The organism is Pseudomonas sp. xss_4 (assembly GCF_043104125.1).
In the GTDB taxonomy this organism is placed as follows: domain Bacteria; phylum Pseudomonadota; class Gammaproteobacteria; order Pseudomonadales; family Pseudomonadaceae; genus Aquipseudomonas; species Aquipseudomonas parafulva_B.
On sequence record NZ_JBICKJ010000018.1, the window covers coordinates 136,541 to 157,662 of the forward strand.

A 21,122-nucleotide genomic window follows, 5' to 3' on the forward strand; every position below is an offset into this window, starting at 1 on the left:
AAAACTGTAACAATTGACCGACGAACGGTCAGTAGGGTACCGAACCGTGGAGGCTCTCGATGGCCTCTACCAACTCGTCGTAGCCGACAGGCTTGTTCAGATGACGATCAAAGCCAGACTGCTTCGACCGATGCTGATCAGCGCTTGCCCCATAGCCGGTAAGGGCAATGGCCGGGGTATGCTGCAGGTGCTTGATGTCTCGCAAAGCCTTTATCAGGGCATGGCCATCCATGACTGGCATGCCGATGTCCGACAGAATGACGTCATAGTCCGTTTGCCGTGCTGCTTCGAGCGCCTGGCGGGGGTCAGCGAACGCGCTCACCTGCGCACACTCCATTTCCAGGAGCTGTTGCATGACGTCGAGCACCTCGGGTGAGTCATCCACCAGCAGTACATGCAAGCCATCGAGCCGGCCCATGCGTTCAGTTTGCTGGCAGGCCAGTCGCTCGCCTTTACCGCTTTTGGACAAGGGCAGGGTGACGGTGAACGTACAGCCCTGACCAAGACCGGCGGAGTACGCGCATACGCTTCCGCCGTGGGCCTCCACCAACCGACGGACCAGCGATAGCCCAATGCCCAGGCCCTCTCGCGCCGCATGCCCGAGCGGCGAAGCCGCCTGGCTGAACAGGTCGAAAATGTGTTCCAGGCTATCTGCCTCAAGGCCAATGCCTTGGTCGATCACGCTGAGCGAAACCTGCGTGTCGTCATGGCTCAGGGACAACCGGATAGTGCCGCCGGGTGGGCTGAACTTCAGGGCGTTGTTGAGCAGGTTCCAGATCACTTGCTCCAGGCGTGTGCTATCCCCGTCGATGAACAGCGGCAAGCCGTCTGCAGGCATTTCCAGCACAACCGCCGAGTCAGGCTGCTCGCTGATGACCACCGCGTGGATACCCTCGATGATGGCAACCACGTCCACCGCTTCGGTCTTGAGCTTGAGCTTGCCGGTACGGATACGGGCCACGTCCAGCAGGTCATCGATGATGCGCGCCTGGCTGGTCACGGCTTCGCGAATGATGCCCACCGCCTTGCTCGCAGCGGCGACGTGGGCGATCGAAGGCAGACGACGCAGGATCTCGGCGTTGAGCTGTATCAGGTTAAGGGGGTGTTTGAGTTCGTGGGACATGATGGCGAAGAACTCATCCTTCATGTGGCTGCTGCTTTGCGACTCGGCCAGTTGCTTGCTCTGCTCATCGTGCAGGCGCTTGTGCCCGGTCAGGTCCCGAGCAATCTTGACGAAGCCACGCAATGAGTTGCCCTTCAAGCGCGAGATTTCACCACTGGCATAGAAGCGGCTCCCGTCCTTGCGCAGGTGCCAGCGCTCATCCTGGCTACGGCCGTTGGCGCGCGCTGTCTGTAATTCCTGCTCGGGGATGCCGTGCTGGCGGTCGTCCTGGGTGAAGATGAGCTGGTAATGCCGGCCCACGACATCGGCCTTTTCATGGCCGAAGATCAATGCAGCACCTGTATTCCAGTCAGTGATCAGGCCCTGTTCATCCAACAGGATGATGGCGAAGTCGTGGGTACTTTCAGCGACCACTCGCATGCGCTCTTCGCCAAGTCGCACCCGCTCCTCGGCCGCGCGACTCTTGCTGATGTCAATGAAGGTGAGCACGGCCCCGTCGATCTTCTGTTCGCTTGAACGGTAGGGCAGCAACCGGGCCAGGTACCAGTGGTAGGCCTGGCCTCCGATTTCCCGCTCGATGATGTGCTCGCCATTGACCACGGCGCGCGCATCATCGGCCAGGGCGGGGTAGTCCAGGCGATGAGTGATGTCGAGCAGGGAACGCCCTGTATCCACCGGCAGCATGTTGAACAGGTCGGTCGCACGTGGGGTGAACCAGCGAATGTGCAGGTTGCGGTCGACGAACACGGCGGCGATGTCGGTGCTGGCGATCAAGTTGCGCAGGTAGTCATTAACCTTGTCGGTCTCCTCAACCTTGCTCTTGAGCTCGTAATTGACAGTCAACAGTTCTTCGTTGATCGACTGCAGCTCTTCCTTGCTGGTTTCCAGTTCTTCGCTGGCCGAGCGAAGCTCTTCGTTGATTGTCTGCATCTCTTCGTTGGAGGCCGTGAGTTCTTCGCTGGATAGCTCCGACTGCTCAATGGTCTCCTGCAATTGCACGCGCATGCGCTGCAACTCTCGCTCCAGGTTGTTCAGCACCATGCTGTCGGTCTGGCGAATAGCATCGACTAACGGCAATGACAGATCGGGCGCACGCTCTTCGAACACCACCAGCAGGTATTCGCCGGCCGTTTGCTCATCCTTATGCGGTTGCACGGTAATTTCGATCTGGCAGCGCTGACCCTCCTCGCCCATGTCCACAGGGCGAGAGGTGACCGCATGGGTGCCCTGGCGCGCCTGGAACAAGGTGCTGCGAAGCGCCAGTCGCAAGCTGGGCAATACCAAGTTGAGCACGTTGCGGCTCAATTCACCGCTGCCCAATTGCATGTAGCGCCCGACACCTTCGCTCAGATGAAGGAGGGTACCCTCACCGTCGATGATCAGACTCGGCGGGGTTCGACGGGCCAGTGCACGATGGTGCACCTCAGCGTAAGAGGGCTTGCGCTGGGCTCTGCTTTTGGCGGTGGCCGGTTGCTTCAGAGCGCCCAGATCAGTCCCTTGCAACTGACGCCCCGGACGCGTGTCGGCATGGGCGACCTCGCGTGCCCGGTAGATGCGATTACGCTTGTCCACCACCGCGAACAGATCGCCAGCCAGTTCAGCCGATTCGGAAGAGCCCAGAAACAGGTAGCCACCCGGGCGCAGGGCGAAATGGAACATGCGCAGGATATCCCGCTGGATTTCACGGTCCAGGTAGATCAGCAGATTGCGACAGACGATCAAGCCCAATTGCGAGAAAGGCGGATCGGACAGCAGGTTATGCCGTGCGAACAGCACTTTCTCTCGTATTTCCTTACGCACGCGATAGTGCTGGTCTTCTTTGGCGAAAAACTGGCGCAGACGCGAGGGTGGCACATCGGTGATGATGGACTCTGGATAAAGGCCGGTGCGGGCATGGCCAATGGCACGCTCGTCGAGGTCTGTGGCAAACACCTGCACCTTGTTGGCGCGCTGGTCCAAGGCCAACTGCTCGCACGTCAGCATGGCTAGGCTGTAAGACTCCTCTCCCGTCGAACAGCCCGCGGACCAGATGCGAATTTCGGCTGGGTTATCGCCTTGGTCCGGCTCATTTGCCAGCTGGGGCATGACGATACGCTCAAGCGCCTCGAACGCCTCGCGGTCGCGGAAAAAATTAGTAACCCCGATCAGCATGTCCGCCAGCAACGCTGCCGACTCTTCCTCATGGGTCTCAAGGTAGTGCAGGTAGGCTCGAAGATCGGCCTGTCCCGTGACATGCAGACGTCGCTCGATACGCCGCAGCACAGTGGCGCGCTTGTAATGGTGGAAATCATGACCAGTGGCGCTGCGCAATTGCAGCAAGATGTCTTCCAGCACAGGTTTGCACGCCTGAGGGTCGCCGGCTCGGGTACCCAGCGCCGGCGGTAGGCTATCGTCTTCGATACGTGGCAGATTGACCTGTCGCGCGTTGTGCCACAGCTCCATCAGCTTTTGGGCAAGCTCTGCCGCCGGGAGCACCACGTCGACCAGACCCGTCTCGATGGCCGCCCGAGGCATGCTGTCAAACTGAGCATCATCCGGGCTCTGTACCAGGGTGAGGCCGCCTTGTTCCTTGACACGTGCCAGGCCTACGGCGCCGTCCGCGCCCGTACCGGAAAGGACCACGCAAAAGGCATGATCCTTATGCACGTCGGCCAGGTCGCGGAAGAACAGGTCGATGGCCACATGGTCACCGCGCCGCCTGTTGGCCGGCGCTACCCGCAGGTAACCATCATTGGTCGATAGCCGATTGGCAGGAGAGATGACGTACACATGGTTGCGTTCGATCGGCACCGGTTCCGTTACCTGGCTCACCGGCATGCTGGTTGTCTCCTGAATGATCCGATCAGCGACACTCTGATGGTCTGGAGACAGGTGCAGCACAATGACAAACGCCATGCCTGAGTCGGCGGGCATCTGCCTGAACAGGGTACAGATGGCTTCGATGCCCCCCGCTGAGGCACCAATACCCACCACAGGGAAATTGAGATGGCTAGGGCTCAGGTTCGAGGGATGCGGCGCGGCGGGCTGGTTAACGGTCGACTTCATGGCGGTGCCCTGTACAGACCTTACAGACAGCCCTTCGACACGTCGCGGGGCATGAGGAGCGCCATTATAGGCAACGCGCACGGATATTCGCGAGTGCGTTGATGCGACGCTAATGACTGGTCCGCAAGTGTTCGGACAGAGAATCTTTTCGCGCCACCGGTCTGCAATCCACGCCATGCGACTGAATAGCCTGTTATCGCAGCGGTTCGGATGAAGGGCATGGCCTCGTGTCGTGCACATTTCCAGAACCGCAAGGAGAAACGAAATGGCTCGTGATCAAAAATCGACCGGTCAACGTGGCGGCACTAAGGAAACCAATCCAGGCAACTTCGCCAACGACCGCGAAAAGGCTTCCCGCGCTGGGCAGAAAGGGGGCCAAGTTTCAGGTGGGAACTTCGCCAATGACCGCGAGCGCGCCTCGCAGGCTGGACGCAAGGGCGGTCAGAACAGCCACGGCGGCGGGCGCGATCTAACGAGCGAAGCGCGCGGCTGACCTCGTCCTGGGTGCCCGCCGAAACCGTGCTGGGCACCCATCGGGGCCAACGATGCATATCCGATTGAATCTTTAGCGCTGCGCTGCACTCCATCGCAGGGTCATCCACGCAAAAGAGGAGGGTGTAGCGATGCCTAGTCCCCAGTTGTACATCATCGATTACCGGCTCCATGGCGAGCCTCGCACCTTCATCATTCGTCTGGACCGTCTGGATAATGCCGAGGCTTGGCATTGGGCGAGCTGTGATGCCGGCATCGGCATCATCCCCAAGTTCGGGCGCGAGAAGATCCGCAAGGTCAGCCGGCCCATGGCTGAGCGCTACGGCGTCACGGATGTGACTTGGCGCCTATCAGGCAGTAAGCCCGGACAGTCTCTAGAAGACCCTGCCACCACCGCCTGATTGCGCAACCTCTTCCATTACCTGATTACACACCCGCCTCAGGGTCGCTGGCAGGTACGCCTGGACGATTTTGATCGTCATCGGTCAGGCCCGGGTCAGTGTCGGGGTCGTCGACTCTGTCATTGCGCTGCTCTTGTTCAAGCTCGGGCCAGTCGTCCTGGACATTGCCGCCACCCATCATAAGTTTCTGGATCACTGCATGCGCCTCCGTTGGTTTGGAAAAAAGGCCCGCCCCGAAGGCGGGCCAACACAGGAGTGAGAGGAACAGCCATTGCCAGACCCCTCACTTTTTCAGAGCGCCACTGCAGGGGTAGAAGTCCCTCTGCGCAGGCGCGGGTCTGACCAACGGTGCTATCCGGCCGAGTACTTGACGGCAGCCGCGGTCCGCGAGCTGACGTTGAGTGCCTTGAGCAGTGACGAGACGTGGATGCGCACCGTGAAGGGCGAGATGTCCAGGGCTTTGGCTATCTCCTTGTTGGTCTTGCCCTGTGCGATCAAACGCAACACATCCTGTTGGCGTTGAGTCAGGTGCTCGGTACCCGCGTCGGCATTGGCGATCGGCAGCAGGCCGGAAGGCAGGTAACGCACCAACACTTCCCCTGCTCGAACGGCAAGGATAGCGGCGCCCATTTGCTCGGCGCTCAGGCTTTTGCCGATGAAACCATCCACGCCGCAGGCCATGACCTGGTCGATGATGACCGGATCGTCCACCATCGAAACGACGATCAAGGTCGTACGCGACAGTTGGCGTTTCAGCTGGGCAAGGCGGCTGACGGAATCCAGGCCCGGAAAACGCAGGTCTAGGATCAGGGTATCGAGAGCCTCGCCAACGCTGGCAATCTGCAATACCTCATCCAGGCTACCGGCCTCGGCCACGCAGGCGCTTGGCAGCACACGGCAGACGGTACGTACCATGGCTTCCCTGAACAGCGGATGGTCGTCCGCCACGATTATTCGACTGGTCACACTTGGCAACTCCCTTTGGCCGCAGGTCGATCAGGCCATGTTAACGTAGCAGCCCTGGCACGTGCGCGCTGCCCCGTGATGGGAGCAAAGGCGCCTGATGATAAGGATTTCGGCCATGGTCATGGACAAAAATAACGAGCTCGATCAAGCGAACTTGCGTCTGATTGTTGGCAGTTGCGCGTTCGCCTATGTGGCGATGCTGGTATTTCTGCTGGACCGCTCTGCCGCGCTCTACGTGCCGGTGGTTGTCTACATCTTTGTCTTTCTCTTGGTATCGGTGCTTCTGCGCCAGGCCATCGCACGCTGGCCCGGGCATTATCCGTGGCGCCGGGTGCTGGGCATGGTGCACGACTACACAGGCACCTGTTTCGGCTTGGTGGTCGGCGGTGAAGCGGCGCTGCCGCTGTATGCCGTGATGGTGTGGGTCAACCTGGGCAACGGCATGCGTTTCGGCTCTCGATACCTGGCCATTGCGACCGGGCTGGCGCTGGTCGCGCTGGTAGTGGTGTACCGGCTGACGCCTTACTGGCAGGCCAACCCTTTTCTGGTGCTGATGTTGCTGACCACCAGTACCGTGATACCCGTCTATGCGCACTTGCTGCTCGAACGTACGCGCCGAGCTTCGGAGCAGGCCGCTGCAGCTAATCGCGAGAAGTCCCGCTTTCTGGCCCAGGCGAGCCACGACCTGCGCCAACCCATTCACTCTATCAGTCTGTTCACGGCGTGTTTGCGCGAGGCGCGGCTGGGCGAGGAGGAACGCAGGCTGGTGGACAGCATTGACCGATCGTTGCTGAACGTGTCCCAGCTGTTTCGGTCGATTCTGGACCTGTACACCCTGGATAACGGGCGCGTGCAGCCGCGCTATGAAACATTTGCTCTGGGCGATTTTCTCGAAGCCCTTGCACGTGAGCATGCCGAGGCTGCTCGCTGGGCGGGGGTGGAGATACGCGTGCGGCCTTGTCCCTACTGGACGCGTGCAGACCGCGGCATATTGACGACCATGGTCCAGAACGTCCTGTCCAATAGCCTTAAATACGCATCGGGACGGCCACTGTTGATAGGTGTACGGCGCTGCCGGGATGGTCTTGCCATCATGATCTGTGACCAGGGACGAGGCATCGAACCTGCACACCAGACGCTGGTGTTCGAAGAGTTCTACCGGGTCAGGCAAGTGCGCGACAAGGACGTCGAAGGCGTCGGGTTGGGCCTGTCGATTGTTCGTCGGCTTGCGCGGCTGATGAACGTGCAGGTGCACCTGCGATCTCGACCCGGTCACGGCACCACCGTGAGCCTGAAGGGGTTGCCGCAGATAACGCCTCACCCTACACGGGCAGCGCCTGAGCAAGAGCTGGCTGCTGCAGGTTTGCTCAACGGCCTGCGGGTTTGCCTGATTGAGGACGACCAGAACGTGCTCAGAGCAACGTCGGCCCTGTTGCAGCGCTGGGGATGCGAGGTAGATGGCCATAGTTCAGCTGCCGCTTCGAATGAGGACTGCGACGTCATCGTTGCCGATTATGACCTTGGCCAGGACGCCACCGGAGTCGATTGCATCGAGCGGCTGCGCAGCGAGCGGGGCTGGGCTGTACCAGGCTTGATCATGACGGGGCATGATCCGGACCGAATACAGGTCGCAGTACAGGGTCGCGGTATCGCAGTGCTGTCCAAGCCCGTGCGCCCTGCCGAATTGCGGGCCATGTTGCGCACGCTCTGTGATAACGCCACCTCGCCCCGTTATTGAAAGCGGCCATAGCGCCGGTCAAAAGCGTCCGGTCTGGCCTTCTTTCACGCAGCTGGGGGTGGGTTGATAGATGCCCATGCCGGCCGCAGCGACCAGCGCACCACTGGGCATCTGGCATTCGAATCGCCCTTTGCCAGTTGTGGCGGTGTAGTACGTGATGGTGCTGTCGCTGCGCACATCTTCCACTTTGGAGACCTTGGTATTGAGTACGAACTCGGTACGCTTCTTCAGCGTGTCATCGGAAGGCTTGACGGTTTGGCAGCCGGCCACGGCGAACAGCGCACCGGCAATGGCGATCAGCTTGAAAGGACTCATGGGAGGTTTCCTTGGCGATGAAAGCCCTGGAATATAGCGTGCGTTGAAGGGAGGAGCGATTAGGACGGATGTGCTAAATGGCACCTGGCTACTAGAGCCTTGATCAATTTATACGAGATATAGAGTCAACAAATATTGATCTTATACTATTTAGTGTTGATTATAGTCGCTTCTATGAGTCTGGTTTCTAATTTTAGAGGCAACCGACGTAAGTCTTAAGCCTCGTAAAATTGACGATGGTGAGCATTATGCAAGACTTCTTTCCCGTGGCTTGTGCCGACATGCTCGCGCGTGTAGGCATGCTGGTGAAGGCACAGCGTTTGGCGCTAGGTATTCGGCAGGCGGACATCAAGGCCGCTATTGGCATATCGCCGCACCTGTTGCGCAAGGTCGAACAGGGCTCGCCTCACGTAGACCTGCGCTCCTTCATGCTGGTGCTATGGCGGCTTGGCATCAACGATACGGTCTTCCGAACGCTCGAGGACGTTGAGCACAGCGCCCAGATGGCCCGTTTCGTTCAGCTGGAGGATGACCCTGAGCAACTTTCAGCCCGACGCGTGCGCCTTCCCAAACCCAAGCCTGAGGCGTTCTGATGCAACGTGCCTACATCTACATGGAGCATCCCGAGAGCGGCCAAGTAGTCACCCTCGGCCGCCTGAGCCTGAAGGGCAGACTGGGCGAATTCGTCTACGCACCCGAATACGTGGCGCAGGACGGATGGGTACCAGACCCGATCCACTACCCGCTGCGTGCCTGCGCTTCGCGATCACTATGCCACCTTCCTCGCGGGTGCGGACCTGGACAGCGCATGCGCAGCGGCGAGCAGTGACCGGATGCTCAGTTGATTTCGCAGCGGGGTCTTTGCGGCAATCAGACCATAAGGGCCAACAGCGCGGCGGCCAAGGCTGGCGGCATGATCAGCAGACCCAGCCGCAGGAATTGCCACGCGCTGACAGACTCGCCTTCACGTCGAATCGCCACCAGCCAGAGCAGGGTTGCAAGGGACCCGGTGATGGACAGGTTCGGACCCAGGTCGACGCCGATCAGCAAAGCGGCGGTAGTTTGCCGAGGCAGGTGGGCGATATCAACCATTGAGCCGGCAATCAGCCCAGTCGGTAGGTTGTTCATCAAGTTGCTTGCCACGGCCACACCGACCCCAGCGGTCCAGCTCGCAGCGGCCTGAGACCGCTGTTCCAGCGTCATGAGCATGTGCGCCAAGTGTTCGATCACGCCTGTCTGGGCCACAGCTTCGACCAATACGAACAAGCCCGCAACCAATGGCAGTACACTCCAGGCCACGTGTCGCATAACGGGCATCGGGCTGCGCCGTTGGCGCAAATGAATCAGCGCGGTGGTCGCGACACCAGCGCTGAAGGTAGGCAGGCCCAAGGGTATGTCCAGTGCCGAAGCACCCAATAACACGCAAGCAGTCAGCGCAATACCCCATGCACACAGACGGGCACCGGCTGAAAGAGGCTGTGTTTGCACAGTCAGGGCAAGCGGTTGGCAGACCTGGCGGCGTTGGGTAATGCGCAACATGAGATAGGTCGCCATGATGGCTGCCAACGAAGGCAAAGTGAACTGCCTGAGCCAGTCCCACAAGGGCGGCATCTGGCTGCCGAAAATCACTAGGTTGGCAGGATTGGAAATGGGCAGGACAAAGCTTGCGGCATTGGCGATGAACGCACAGATGAACAGATAGGGCAGGGGCTCAGCCTTGGCGGCCTTGCAGGCTGCATACACTGCCGGGGTAAGCACCACAGCAGTGGCATCGTTCGAGAGAAAGACGGTCACCAGAGTGCCGACCAGGAAAACCAGATTGAACAGGCGCTGGCCAGACCCCCGGGCATGTCCTACGGCGTAACGGGCTACCCAAGCGAAAAGGCCTTCCTGACGGGCCACTTCGGCCAGAACCATCATGCCGATCAGAAACAGGTAGACGTCGCCGCCCTTGGCCACGGCGGCCAAAGCGTTCATCGGCGGGATCAGCCCAAACAGAACAAGTACGATGGCGCCACCCAGCGCCCAGATAAATTCCGGCACCTTGAAGGGTCGGAGTATGACGCCGGCGGTGGCCAAGGCCGAGACGATCCAGATGATCAATGAGGTTTGGCTCAGGTGCATGAAGGGTTCAGTTTCCGGCGGCTGACGGTATTGAGGAGGAGGGCGCATCGCCCTGGCGCGGGTGGGTTTCGGGCAGGGCTACCAACACAAGCACGAAGGCGCAGGCTGCTATACCGGCCAGCGTCATGAACGCGGCATTATAGCCCGCCGCTTGGACGACGAACCCAGCCAGACCAGGGCTTAGCGCCGCACCAAGACCGAACACGGCGGTAAGCGCCCCAAGGCTGACGTTGAACCGCCCGGTGCCCTCGGTGAGGTCCTTGACGATGATCGGGAACAACGCCCCGAAAATGCCGGCGCCAATGCCGTCGAGTAATTGCACGCCTACAAGCCAGAAGGGATTGTCCGACAAGGTGTAGAGGGCGCCGCGCAGTGGGAGTATCAGGAACCCCACGAGCATGAACGGCTTGCGCCCCCATTGTTCGGCACGCGCCCCGACCAACAGCGCCATGGGTACCATGACCAGCTGGGCTGCCACGATGCAGGCCGAGGTCAGCGGCGTGGCCAGGCGCAGGTCGACCTGGGAGAGCTTCTGGCTTACCAATGGCAGCATGGCCGCATTGGCCAAGTGAAACAAAGCGCAGCAGATCGCGAAGAGCAGCAAGGTGCGGTTATGCAAAAGCAGCGCAAAGCCAGCCGGATTGTCTTGATCGTTCGGGCCATGGGCCAGGCCGCGAGCCACGTGGTGGTCGATGGCGGCGCCCGGCACGCATGCTACTGCGATGACGCTGGCCACGGTCAAGGCAGCCATCAAATAGAACACCACTACTGGGCCATAAAGGTAGGCGAGCCCACCGGCTAGTAGTGCAGAGAATGCATTGCCAGCATGGTTGAAGGTTTCATTGCGCCCTACGCGTCGCGTAAACGCCTTCGGTCCGGTCAGCCCCAGTGAGATGGCAGCGATCGCCGGCGCGAACACGGAGCCGGCCAGTGCGCTTACAGTCTGGGTTATAGCGACCCAGGTAAATGACGTGATAAAAGGCAACAGCACACAGCTCCCGGTTACCAGTACTGCCGCTATGACCACCACGGCACGCTTGGCAGGCGTACGGTCAATCAGGGCGCCGGCGGGCGTCTGGGCGAGCAGGGCAGTAACACCGGCAATCGTCATGACCAGCCCTATGCTTGCGGGCTGCCATTGATGAACGGCAAGTAGGTAGATGGCGAGGTACGGTCCAAGTCCGTCACGTACATCGGCGAGGAAGAAGTTCAACCAGTCAAGCGAGCGATACGGGGCGGATTGCCTAGGGTTTTCCAAGGACGTGCTCTCGAGAGGGCCACGCAGCCATCTCGCTGGCGTGGGCCGGGGGATGGACGGCAGGCGAGTACTGATGCTGGGGTGTCATTGGCAAAGACTGTGCTCTGCGATAATAGGTTCCAGAGGCGGATTTGAGTTGTCTGGGGTGAAGGCCAAGAATCAGTGAGGGATGAAATAACAGGCCTGGTCATCAGGGCATCATCAGATGAGAACTTGGCAAGGTAGGGCTGGATATACAACGATACGGAGTAATAAATTATAACTAAACTAAATGAATATTTAGTGTAGTTATCACCTGTAGTTATATTAGTTTAGGGCAGGAGGCGCCCTAACCATACGGTTAGTCCTCCAGATTCTGGATCTTCAACAACGTGATCGACGACCTCGAACCCGTTGATGCGCAACTGATCGGCGTATTCCTTGGCATTTAGACTCGCGTGATACAGCGTTTCGCCTTCGAATGTACCCAAGGCCTCACCGTAAGAAGGCCCACTCGTGAACATGAGCAACGCCCCTGGAGCCGCGTGACGACGGAAAACCGGGAACATCCCGCGCTGATCAGAGGGTTTGAGATGGAAGAAGCTGTTCCAAGCAATGATCGCGTCAAATTGGCGTCCCAATGCAAGCGCGCGCATGTCTGCGTGAATCCATTGCTGTTCAGGAAACTGTGCACTGCAAAGGGTCAGCATCTGGTTGGAGGAATCTACACCCACAATGCGAGCGCCGATTCCGACCAGATATCGCGCCACAGGTTGGCCAGAGCCGCAGCCCAGATCTAAAACAGTTGCTGACGGCCTCAACAAGGCCCCGAAACGCTCAATCCATTTGCGATCGGTGAAGTGATTGGCACGTTTTTGGTGCCAGGTGAATGCATGGCGATCGTAGAGGTCGATGATGTGGTCAGCTGATAGATGGTGGGACATGGGAAGATAGTTTCCGTGAGCGGTCTACAGAAGGACGCTGTATGCGGTTCGTGGGTTCGAATGTACCCCAGGGTGGTATCGAACTGGAAATACCTAGATGCGCATAATGTGTATTATGTTAAATGGTAGGTAAGCTTGTTGGACTGAGCGTGTCACCAGCCCCCGGAAACCAGTGATCCCGTCGCTAAATTATGAGAATCGCTTCGCTTCGCCCCTAACCCATTGATATTGCTGATGATTGCTCCCTTGGCGAGAGGACGACTGCGAATACATGAGAAAAAACGGGTGAATTGTTAGCCTGCAAACGGGGTGCATGGGTCATTCAGGTCCTCGGCAGAGCCTATGACTCCCGAAAATAGGCTTGCATTAAAAAGGAGAAATTCCCGCTCGAATATTTCGCTAAAGCGAGAAAAAACGCTTTGAGTCTAGCGTGCCCTTACGGAAAGCCCGTAATAGTTAGGCTTGCTCTTTGCGGCAATTATGAGAAATTCCCGGCTGGATGTTGCCTATTGATGAGAAACCCCCGACTGACACACTGGCGCTGCAAACATAGCCATAGAAAATTCCGGGAATTTCTCATAATTGAACAATAACGCATTGCCGAGCCTTTGCATTTTAGGTGTCCGTCAGTCAGTCTTGCGCCTCAGGGAGCATGTCGCTACCATCGATATAAGGAGGCTAAATTCACCTAAAAGCTTCGTACTTCCGATTACTGTCATAAGTGGAAGTCTATTGTCTTCAAAACTCTGGCTGGTATTCCATGGCGCGCGCACCCACTCCCTTGTTCTAAACCTACGATAAATTCATCGAGCAAGACTTCAGTTTGCAGGGCTCCTCACTCGCCTGCGTCGCTTCCTTTTTGGATGAGTGTGAAGCGGCTTTGCAGCCTGAGCGTGGCTACGCTGCGGTGCGTGCATTCCTGCGCGCGTTTTCCGACAACGCGCAGACGTTCAACTCGTACCGCAGTCATACGGAGCGATGGGTACTCGTGATGGCTGGATCCCTAATCCGAAATGGCATCCTTTCAACATGAAGTCTCGCAAGGCGACGGCCACAGAATTGCCCAGTGCCCAGCACTATCAAGCGGCGAATGGCACGTTAAACCAAGTGTTTACCGTCTGCAGCCGGTTCTATGAATTTCTCATTGAAGACGGCTTCGCCCAAACGAATCCGTTTCGCCTCCTCAAGAAAGGCAACCGCTTTTCTACGCAAGAACTTGAAGTTGCGTCTTCGCGGGCACTCACGCCCCTGCAATGGGACTTTGTCCTGGACACCGTTGAGGAGATGGCGAACACCGAGCCGGAACGGCATGAACGAATAAGGCAACTGGTGGTACTTCGCGGTGGGTAAAGGCAACAAGGCGGCCAAGATCGCCGTGCGGGATATCTACGAAGAGCGCTATCTAAAACGTTACCGCCGATTCCTGGGACTCTCCCAATTACCTCATCCAGGGGAAAGTACGCCGCTGATCAAAACACTCAAGGGTCGAGCAGGCTTGTCTGATCGGCAAATCCGCGCCCTCCTCCAAGCTGTTTTTGATAAAGCCGTAGACAAGATGCGCAGCGAAGGCCGCGCTCACCATGAGATGGAGAGTCTGCGCTGTGCCTCTGCGCACTGGCTGCGTCACACCTCCGCCACGTTTGACGCTCCGCTGCGCAATCCTAAGGACCTGCAGGAAGACCTGCGGCACAGCAACCTTAGTACGACCCAGAACACCTATTATCACGCGCATGACCAGGAGCGTGCGCATTCGGTGAAGCGCATCGGCATGCGCGACCGCGGTTAAGCCTGGATTGCCCAGTCGTCAACCGCCAGCTTGCCGCCCCCAAGTGAACGATGTGGCTGGCACACTCCTGATAAAGACGCGTGCCGGCCCCAACTCAAATGTACTGTTTCCTGCCGCTTCGCTCGATCGGCCGGCCCTTGAATACGTGTGGACCATCCATGGTTAACTCGACCTTTTCACCCTTACGGGTCATCCAGGGTGTGGCTTCGGATCCCGACCTTGAGGTGACGCCGCTCGGGCTTATCGTGATGGCATCACCATCGATCTCAATGATGCCAAGAACATAGGTGTACACCATGCTGCTGAAGAATCCGCTCTTGAATTCGAACGCGCACTCCACTATCTGATCGCCGTACTCCATGCGCATTTTGGGCTTCAGCGAGGCTACCGAGACAGCACCGTTGTCGACTGCAGAGTACACGCTGCAAACAAGTGCCACCCTCCCACCCATGCGATGCGAGATAGCCGGATTGATCTCAACGCTCTCTATCCCAGGGGCAGAAGAACTCGCGCTTACCACATCGCCCGTATGGAAAACGTAGGGGTCAGAATCGAACGTCCCCCGCTTGTCAGGGGCCTGGATGATTGACATGCGTCCGTCAGGACGAAGTATGCCGACACGGAGATCAAGGTCGTCATTATCCCGACCATCTCCATTGTCCACCCAGGTAGCGCTTACCTTGATCGTCTTTGGCGCTGCAGCGCCCTTCTCCAGCGAGACCTTGTGGGCAGCTCCAGGCTTGTCCAAGGTGATGACCGACTTGGTGATGTTCACCGGCTTGGACTGTGCAGCTACTGGCTCGACCAGTGCAGGTTCATCGCTGACCTCCACCCCATACATGTTGCAGAGGCCGGCCAGGCCCGAGGCGAATCCTTGCCACACAGCCCGGGCCTTCGCCTGACCATTTCGCACATAGAGTTCAAGCACAGTGATGCCCGTCTCACCCTGGAAGGCATCAGGCGTTAGCGCCAGCACCTGGTCGCCCACTACTACCTGGGCACTGAGGTCCTTGACCTGTGCAAAACCACCGCCGCTGCCGTCCTGCGTCAGGGTGATCGCGATCTTGTTGATGCCGGCCGGGAGTCGACTCAGGTCGAAACTGATGCTGTGCCGTACCACGCCTGCCTGATTGCTCGGTGGAGTGAATGTTGCTGAGCCAGAGGCGTGCACTGGGGCATTGAAGAACACCATGCCACTGTCATCCTCGACGCGCCCAGCATCTGTCAACAAGAAAGCGGTCAGGTTCACATCGAGATTTGCGCCAGCCGCATGGGTTACCTGCACAAGTCCGTTAGCTACGCTGAGCCTTGTGTTCTCACCTGGCTTGAGGGATTGAGTCAAAGTTGGTCGCCTATTCCATTGATATGCCGACGGGGGCCGCCGGGCAGCTGCATACGTCCTTGCCCATTCAAGCAATGACAGTCTGCTGGCCAGTTTAACCAGCCGGCCGTCAGAGGGAAGCCAGAATGCGGCAGGGAAATCACGAGCGGGCTGAAGCTGCCCGCGTGGGGAATAAAGGCGCCGGGCAAAAAGGGGTCTTCTAGACCAGCATTTGGCCTATGCCTTCGGTACCGCGCTTGCTAGTCGCGCACTAAGGCACGAGAGCAAGGTGGACTAAACCTGAGCAGTTAGCTCGTCGATTCCTTATGAGTTCGCATCGCCGAGAGCCCAAACATTCATCACATCAAACGCTCGATCACGAAGCAGCTCCGCGGCGTGGCTACAGGCGTGCTCGAGCGTCATAGGCCCGGCGGTGATAGAGAACGCCGCGCAGATGCCAATCTCGCGCAGGAGCTGGTAGCCCTCACCAAGGGTACCGGCAATAGCGATCGTCGGTACTCCCGCCGCTTTTGCAACAGCTGCAACACCTGCAGTGGTTTTGCCGTAGTAGGTTTGCTGATCCAATTTACCTTCCCCGGTGATTACGAGGTCGGCCCCCTTCACCCCGTCAGCCAGGCCGGACAGCTCGGCGATTAGTTGCACACCCGGGCGAAAGCTTGCGTCAAGAAATGCTTTCGCTGCGAATCCTATTCTACCCGCAGCGCCGGCTCCTGGTGAATTGCGCACGTCCTTGCCCAGTAAGTTGGCAGCGATGTCGGCATAAACGCCCAGCGCCGAATCCAGTTCTCGGACCTGGGAAGACGTTGCACCCTTCTGTGGGCCGAAGACATGCGAGGCGCCTCTCTCGCCGGTGAGCGGGTTGTCAACGTCACATGCCACTTCGAATCGGATGCCCTGCAGACGTGGGTCCATACCTGACAGATCGATGCGGGCCAGCTGCTGAAGGGGCAAACCGCCAGGCTGCAACTCGGTACCGGCATCGCACAAGAACTTGGCCCCAAGAGCCTGAAGCATCCCTACCCCACCATCGTTGGTAGCACTTCCTCCAAAACCCATGATTATCCGGTGAACCCCAGCCTGAAGTGCCGCTTGAACGAGTTGGCCAGTGCCATAGGTGGAGGTCCGCGTTGCGTCGCGCTGGCCGACAGGCCCCAGGTGGAGGCCGCTAGCTTCAGCCATCTCGATCACTGCGGTGCGCGTATTTGCAAGCCAACCCCAGCTAGCAGTGACCTCCGTACCAAGTGGCCCGTTGACCTGGGTGGATCGCAGTTCGCCTCCGGCTGCGGCGAGAACAGCTGCGACAGTACCCTCCCCGCCATCAGCCATTGGAACGGTCACAATCTCAGCGTTGGGTAAGGCCTTTCGTACCCCTTCCGCAAGGGCCGCAGCAACTGCCTCAGCTGAAAGGCTTTCTTTGAAGGAATCGGGGGCAATGACGACTTTCATCTTTGGGAATCCTTGATCAATCGGTCAGGTCTTTTTGTGTTTTCCCGATCATGAGCCTGTTCCATGGCAGGTTCTATGTTCGAGGTGACAAAAAAGGGGCTGGCGTTTGTTCAGGTCGACAAAGGGTGCGGGGCAAGGTGCCCCGGCCTAACCGTCCAATTACGGGTGCTGCTTTGGTTCATCCTTAGGAACGGAAACTGCGGGCGGGGCTGGACACGCGGCACTTGCAGGTGCCGCTGCAGGAGGAAAGATGAATGTGAATGCCCCGAATGCAATGCCAGCGATGCCTACAATGAAGCCACCAAACGTGTAAAAACGCTGCCGTCGATTTGCTGGTTCTTGGTGCTTCAGAAGGTCTCTGACATGGTTAGCCAAAGGATAAAGGTCTGATCCATTGGGGGCTAGGTGAAGTCTCAAACGATCCATCATGAACCTGGTTTGTGTAGGTAGGCCCTCAAAGGGCAACTGTTTCTGGTGTTCCTCCTGAAGGGCCTCAAGAACCGATACCTTGTCATCAAGGCCAGTCAACCTGTTGGCTACCACATCCCGGATAAGCGTCTTGATGAGAAACTCAGTGCACGACATGTTTACGTGGCGTGTGTCAGCCATGGTACAAACTTGGCTCCAGCTAGGACTGCCTTTCTTGAGAGCGTTGATTAGGTCTGTGCGAAGGCTCCTTCGGCTCATGATGCCAAAGACTACGTCAACCGTAACCATTGTCATCCAGACCACCGACCCACACGCCACAAGTATCACGACGCCCCATGCACCAACAACCAACGATTCCATTACATTCCTCTGTTTTAGTGCTGCCCATGAATCTCGTGAAAAAATGCGCGACGTGACCCTTCTGCAACCCAAGTATACCGGGCCGCAGGTGCCAGATTAATTGGTCTGGAGGTCAAATCCAGGGGTGACAAAAAGCGATGCAAACAAGGTCTTTTCAGGACGGAACGTGTAGGTTTCCTCAAACGAGCCGCTCTTCGCTAAGGCCAACGCGATTCCACACTCCGAATCGCTGTGCGTCTTACCCTTGCTACCGAAATCGCTCTGCCAAGTTGCGAGGCCTGCAGAATCACAGAACGCACCGCCCGAATTGCCAGCCTGGCTGTAAGGCACCTTGAGCGAATCGAATCCCTTATAGGTCAGTGCATAGCTCTCAACCTTGGCCTTACGAGCGAAACTGCCGGCAGCGTCAGTCAGGATGGCTTGGCTAGCGATTTTGTCGTAGGCGCCGACGATGAAGGCGGTCAGACCTGTTTTGAGCGTTTCCTGGACGGCATCCAGCTCAGGCAGGGCAGCGAACCGAGCTTCGCGAACGATCCGGCCCACCTCGTTCCCATCGATACGGTGAATGACCACAAAACTCATGGTCCCTTCTCCGTCGTCGGAGCGCGTGAATGTTAGATCCAAGTCGACCTTGGTTCCGAACTCCCCCGAGGCTGCAATCAGAAATGAACCCGTCACCGATGATCGAACTGCCATGTTGGCACCCCACGAGTACTTGGGCTTCACAACTTCCCCATGCGGCCCCACCTCATCACCAGGCTGAACCTCATCAGGTACATCGGAGACCAAGACCATTTCTGACCCTAGGCGCGACAGGTACTGGTTGCTCTGGTCCACACCCAACAGCTGGATACGAATCTTGCCGCTTTTACTATCCCCACTGTGGCTGAGCTTCAACTCATCAGCATGGATGTAAGCGCCAGCAGTGCCGCGGCCGACTGTTGATCCAACCTGGTATTTTGCCCAATCAGCCAGGCCACCTTCTGTGGTCCCATCCAGGGAGGCACCGAATAGTCCGTACAGCCCACGCAGGAACTGCTCAGCTCCATTGGTTCGGGCAGCAATTAGGCGAATCTCAGGGTTCTCGACGGTCAGGTTCCCAGAGAAAATGCTGTAGGAGATGTCACCTTCAGCGAGGACATCCTGGAGGTAGAACCGTTGCTTGAAGTCCTCGTAGTAAGCGAGGGCCTTCTTCCCGCCAGTGTTCATCATGCCGGCTATTGAAGCTCCGCCCAGCACCACCATGGAGAGAGCGCAAATCAGCTGGGCCTTTCTGTTTTTCAAGATGGTCATCGTGATGCCTTATTGGATTTGTGCGGAAGCGTTCTTCCAGGCGTTCAGGTGCTGCTGGGATACATTAGGGGTCCATCTGAAATCGATTCCAGCATCGGGAAACTCCCGGCCTAGCACCGCGCCAAATGAAACGCGCTCCGCGCAGCTCGCCTGCTTACAAGGCTCCGGCTCCTCGGCCGAGTAGATCTTGAATGTCGGGACGGCTTTAGCACCCACGAGTGGAGCGACCGGGGTCAGGTTCGCTGCCTGCAGGACGTACCATCCATTCCCGAGCTTCCGATCGGACTTCAAGCGGCCTGGGCCTGGGAAGTCGATTTGATAGTAATCACCTTCATGGCCAGTCACGTGAACCATCATCGGGCTGGCTCTCATTGAACTGCCCGGGTCCATCATGGCCAACGGGGAGCTAAATCGAGCCCTGATCCCTGCAAGCTGTGCCAGCGCCTCACTCTCGTGCCCGCTGGTCTCCTTCAGGCTGGCCTTGAGCTGCTCGTAACGCGCTAGCACCCGAGTGTGCAGGTTTGCCATGCGCTCCATCTGGCGTCGTGCTTCCTGAGCCCGTTCTTCCCCGTCCTCGACTTGTGCGAGCTGGGTGTTACTGAGCACAACCGACCGGTAGCCGTCGATAGCCACAGCATCGACAACCGCCGCGGGGATTGTGTCCCCTGTCACAGTTGCCAGCTCATCTTGTGCCCGGGCCGGTACCGGCTCTGTTGCAACACTCTGTGTTGTTGCCTCCGCCTTTGGGGAATTCACCCCTTCAGTCGACGCTTTAGTGCCAGCCGTTGTTTGAGTTCCAGCTGCGGCTTCAGGGACCACTGTTGAGGCGGCCGAGGAGAGAGCTGTGGTAGGGCCATCTTGGCGTAGTTGGGGTTGCGCCAAGGAAACGATACCCAGGTTCGCAGCGTTACCAAAACCGCTCGCATATGGCTTGCCAGATGCGTCGACGGCTTTCCACGTTACTTTAGCCGCCGGGCAATCTTTCCCGAGGACGACCGGTAGCACAGAAACCAAACGCTCAAGAGTTTGTTGGTTGTCCCACGAGGCCCTCGAGATGGTTAGTTCAATGTCCGGTTTACACCAGGTATCCGCGGTACCAGGGACCTCAACCATGACCTGGTCTTTCTTCGAAAATGCCAACTCGTGAGATAGGGCATCCGGCACAAGACCGAATGCTCCAACCACAGCCAGCGCGAGAGCGCTATATTTCATCGCTGTCCTTAGATCAGTTCCCAAGTGCCGTTGTTCTGCTTGCAGAAGGTGCTCTGCTGCTGCTCAGGCTGGCCACTTGCGGACTTTAGGCTCACAGTCACCGGACGGCAGGATGTTTCTGCCGCGATCTGCTGGGTCTGCAGAGTCTGGATAGAGTCCAGGTCGAATGCCTGGGTCTCTTTGCTCGCTTTCACGTCCATATCGTCCAGGTGGGCAGCTGGTGCCGCCCGCTGAGCTACGGCCTGCTCTTTCGGCTGTACGTAGGACTTGTGCACGTATCCGACAGTGACACCTTTCCGACCAACCAAAACCCAATCACCCGTGGAGCCTACCGCGGTGAACTCTGTGCTCGGAGCAAGTCCGCCGACCTTTCCAGCCTTCAAATTCGGGGCGGATCGTACATTCACGCTCGACTTGGTCACGTAAGGCTCGTTGATCAATCGCATCGAGGGTACGGCCTGAACCGTAGGGGCGCGCTTGACCTCGACGACTTTGGTCTGGGTGAACTCCTTGCCCTGCACAATTTCAGCAGTCGCCCCAGAATGGTCCGACGCCCAGGTGGTGGGTCGGTTGGGGGCTACAGGTTGGTTGAGGATTTCCTGGGTACGCAGCGCCAAGGCTTGCTGGTCCTTTTCATCGAGACTGGCGCCGATACGGTTACCAAGGTAGCTGCCGAGGCTGCCGGCAATGATGATTGCCACAATCTTGCCGGTGCCCTTACCCATTGCCGCCCCAGCGACAGCGCCAGCCAGGCCGCCGATGATCGTACCGGCCTGCTGTTTGTTGATTCCCAGTTGAGCGCACCCGGTCGTGCTAGCGATGGCGATAGCCAAGCAAGTGGCGACAAACTTCTTACGCACGTTGAAACT

General features: G+C 58.3%; 18 protein-coding genes and 1 pseudogene. 7 read left to right on the top strand and 12 right to left on the bottom strand.

What is annotated here, in order from left to right:
* Positions 1-28: 28 nt before the first annotated feature.
* Positions 29-4,168, bottom strand: coding sequence for a CheR family methyltransferase (locus ACF8GB_RS03795; protein ID WP_392526575.1), 4,140 nt, complete (start codon positions 4,166-4,168; stop codon positions 29-31).
* Between the two features lie 319 nt (positions 4,169-4,487).
* Between ACF8GB_RS03795 and ACF8GB_RS03800 the strand changes: the two are divergent.
* Together ACF8GB_RS03800 and ACF8GB_RS03805 are read left to right on the top strand one after the other, a co-directional pair.
* Positions 4,488-4,661 (top strand): annotated as a pseudogene (locus ACF8GB_RS03800) (general stress protein); the annotation flags it as partial.
* Positions 4,662-4,791: 130 nt separating this feature from the next.
* Complete coding sequence (locus ACF8GB_RS03805; RefSeq protein ID WP_058639285.1) at positions 4,792-5,061, top strand: DUF6555 family protein; 270 nt, start codon at positions 4,792-4,794, stop codon at positions 5,059-5,061.
* 25 nt (positions 5,062-5,086) lie between these two features.
* On the opposite strand, the gene ACF8GB_RS03810 is transcribed toward ACF8GB_RS03805, so the two are convergent.
* Both ACF8GB_RS03810 and ACF8GB_RS03815 read right to left on the bottom strand, forming a co-directional pair.
* Positions 5,087-5,257 (bottom strand): hypothetical protein, encoded by a 171-nt coding sequence (locus ACF8GB_RS03810; protein WP_153302504.1) that lies wholly within the window; start codon positions 5,255-5,257, stop codon positions 5,087-5,089.
* A gap of 155 nt (positions 5,258-5,412) precedes the next feature.
* The gene (locus ACF8GB_RS03815) at positions 5,413-6,027 is read right to left on the bottom strand and encodes a response regulator transcription factor (protein ID WP_058639286.1); all 615 of its coding nucleotides are present in this window, start codon (positions 6,025-6,027) and stop codon (positions 5,413-5,415) included.
* A gap of 115 nt (positions 6,028-6,142) precedes the next feature.
* Here ACF8GB_RS03815 and ACF8GB_RS03820 point away from each other — a divergent pair, with 115 nt between their 5' ends.
* Positions 6,143-7,765 (top strand): hybrid sensor histidine kinase/response regulator, encoded by a 1,623-nt coding sequence (locus ACF8GB_RS03820; RefSeq protein WP_392526576.1) that lies wholly within the window; start codon positions 6,143-6,145, stop codon positions 7,763-7,765.
* An 18-nt stretch (positions 7,766-7,783) separates the two neighbouring features.
* On the opposite strand, the gene ACF8GB_RS03825 is transcribed toward ACF8GB_RS03820, so the two are convergent.
* Complete coding sequence (locus ACF8GB_RS03825; protein ID WP_196185892.1) at positions 7,784-8,080, bottom strand: hypothetical protein; 297 nt, start codon at positions 8,078-8,080, stop codon at positions 7,784-7,786.
* 248 nt (positions 8,081-8,328) lie between these two features.
* Here ACF8GB_RS03825 and ACF8GB_RS03830 point away from each other — a divergent pair, with 248 nt between their 5' ends.
* Together ACF8GB_RS03830 and ACF8GB_RS03835 are read left to right on the top strand one after the other, a co-directional pair.
* Positions 8,329-8,673, top strand: a complete 345-nt coding sequence (locus tag ACF8GB_RS03830; RefSeq protein WP_078478616.1) for a transcriptional regulator — start codon at positions 8,329-8,331, stop codon at positions 8,671-8,673.
* A complete protein-coding gene (locus tag ACF8GB_RS03835; RefSeq protein ID WP_230384416.1) occupies positions 8,673-8,909 on the top strand; it encodes a hypothetical protein in 237 nt (78 codons plus the stop codon). The genes ACF8GB_RS03830 and ACF8GB_RS03835 overlap by 1 nt, the downstream gene beginning before the upstream one ends.
* Before the next feature lie 41 nt (positions 8,910-8,950).
* Here ACF8GB_RS03835 and ACF8GB_RS03840 read toward each other — a convergent pair whose 3' ends face one another.
* From ACF8GB_RS03840 to ACF8GB_RS03850, 3 genes are all read right to left on the bottom strand, one after another.
* On the bottom strand, positions 8,951-10,204 hold the full coding sequence (locus ACF8GB_RS03840; protein WP_326383468.1) for an arsenic transporter: 1,254 nt from the start codon (positions 10,202-10,204) through the stop codon (positions 8,951-8,953).
* Positions 10,205-10,211: 7 nt separating this feature from the next.
* Positions 10,212-11,462: an MFS transporter gene (locus tag ACF8GB_RS03845; protein ID WP_392474811.1), complete on the bottom strand. Its 1,251-nt coding sequence runs from the start codon at positions 11,460-11,462 to the stop codon at positions 10,212-10,214.
* A 311-nt stretch (positions 11,463-11,773) separates the two neighbouring features.
* Positions 11,774-12,385, bottom strand: a complete 612-nt coding sequence (locus ACF8GB_RS03850) for a trans-aconitate 2-methyltransferase (protein WP_058639291.1) — start codon at positions 12,383-12,385, stop codon at positions 11,774-11,776.
* Positions 12,386-13,414: 1,029 nt separating this feature from the next.
* Here ACF8GB_RS03850 and ACF8GB_RS03855 point away from each other — a divergent pair.
* Together ACF8GB_RS03855 and ACF8GB_RS03860 are read left to right on the top strand one after the other, a co-directional pair.
* The gene (locus ACF8GB_RS03855; RefSeq protein ID WP_392475260.1) at positions 13,415-13,735 is read left to right on the top strand and encodes a hypothetical protein; all 321 of its coding nucleotides are present in this window, start codon (positions 13,415-13,417) and stop codon (positions 13,733-13,735) included.
* On the top strand, positions 13,728-14,171 hold the full coding sequence (locus tag ACF8GB_RS03860; protein WP_392475261.1) for a hypothetical protein: 444 nt from the start codon (positions 13,728-13,730) through the stop codon (positions 14,169-14,171). The genes ACF8GB_RS03855 and ACF8GB_RS03860 overlap by 8 nt, the downstream gene beginning before the upstream one ends.
* A gap of 94 nt (positions 14,172-14,265) precedes the next feature.
* On the opposite strand, the gene ACF8GB_RS03865 is transcribed toward ACF8GB_RS03860, so the two are convergent.
* The 5 genes from ACF8GB_RS03865 to ACF8GB_RS03885 form a co-directional block, all read right to left on the bottom strand.
* Positions 14,266-15,513, bottom strand: a complete 1,248-nt coding sequence (locus ACF8GB_RS03865; RefSeq protein WP_196185889.1) for a TerD family protein — start codon at positions 15,511-15,513, stop codon at positions 14,266-14,268.
* A 303-nt stretch (positions 15,514-15,816) separates the two neighbouring features.
* The gene (locus ACF8GB_RS03870) at positions 15,817-16,959 is read right to left on the bottom strand and encodes a glycerate kinase (RefSeq protein ID WP_196185888.1); all 1,143 of its coding nucleotides are present in this window, start codon (positions 16,957-16,959) and stop codon (positions 15,817-15,819) included.
* Between the two features lie 885 nt (positions 16,960-17,844).
* The gene (locus ACF8GB_RS03875; protein WP_196185887.1) at positions 17,845-19,041 is read right to left on the bottom strand and encodes a hypothetical protein; all 1,197 of its coding nucleotides are present in this window, start codon (positions 19,039-19,041) and stop codon (positions 17,845-17,847) included.
* A 9-nt stretch (positions 19,042-19,050) separates the two neighbouring features.
* Entirely contained in the window at positions 19,051-20,253 is a 1,203-nt protein-coding gene (locus tag ACF8GB_RS03880; RefSeq protein WP_196185886.1) for a hypothetical protein, read from the bottom strand.
* Between the two features lie 8 nt (positions 20,254-20,261).
* Complete coding sequence (locus ACF8GB_RS03885) at positions 20,262-21,113, bottom strand: SH3 domain-containing protein (protein WP_196185885.1); 852 nt, start codon at positions 21,111-21,113, stop codon at positions 20,262-20,264.
* Positions 21,114-21,122: the final 9 nt, after the last annotated feature.

Bases quoted from the DNA above. Each gene is read 5' to 3' on its own strand.
- ACF8GB_RS03805 (WP_058639285.1), top strand. From the start codon at position 4,792: ATGCCTAGTCCCCAGTTGTACATCATCGATTACCGGCTCCATGGCGAG.
- ACF8GB_RS03835 (WP_230384416.1), top strand. From the start codon at position 8,673: ATGCAACGTGCCTACATCTACATGGAGCATCCCGAGAGCGGCCAAGTA.
- ACF8GB_RS03825 (WP_196185892.1), bottom strand. From the start codon at position 8,080: ATGAGTCCTTTCAAGCTGATCGCCATTGCCGGTGCGCTGTTCGCCGTG.
- ACF8GB_RS03880 (WP_196185886.1), bottom strand. From the start codon at position 20,253: ATGAAATATAGCGCTCTCGCGCTGGCTGTGGTTGGAGCATTCGGTCTT.
- ACF8GB_RS03840 (WP_326383468.1), bottom strand. From the start codon at position 10,204: ATGCACCTGAGCCAAACCTCATTGATCATCTGGATCGTCTCGGCCTTG.
- ACF8GB_RS03830 (WP_078478616.1), top strand. From the start codon at position 8,329: ATGCAAGACTTCTTTCCCGTGGCTTGTGCCGACATGCTCGCGCGTGTA.
- ACF8GB_RS03870 (WP_196185888.1), bottom strand. From the start codon at position 16,959: ATGAAAGTCGTCATTGCCCCCGATTCCTTCAAAGAAAGCCTTTCAGCT.
- ACF8GB_RS03820 (WP_392526576.1), top strand. From the start codon at position 6,143: ATGGTCATGGACAAAAATAACGAGCTCGATCAAGCGAACTTGCGTCTG.
- ACF8GB_RS03850 (WP_058639291.1), bottom strand. From the start codon at position 12,385: ATGTCCCACCATCTATCAGCTGACCACATCATCGACCTCTACGATCGC.
- ACF8GB_RS03795 (WP_392526575.1), bottom strand. From the start codon at position 4,168: ATGAAGTCGACCGTTAACCAGCCCGCCGCGCCGCATCCCTCGAACCTG.
- ACF8GB_RS03855 (WP_392475260.1), top strand. From the start codon at position 13,415: ATGAAGTCTCGCAAGGCGACGGCCACAGAATTGCCCAGTGCCCAGCAC.
- ACF8GB_RS03875 (WP_196185887.1), bottom strand. From the start codon at position 19,041: ATGACCATCTTGAAAAACAGAAAGGCCCAGCTGATTTGCGCTCTCTCC.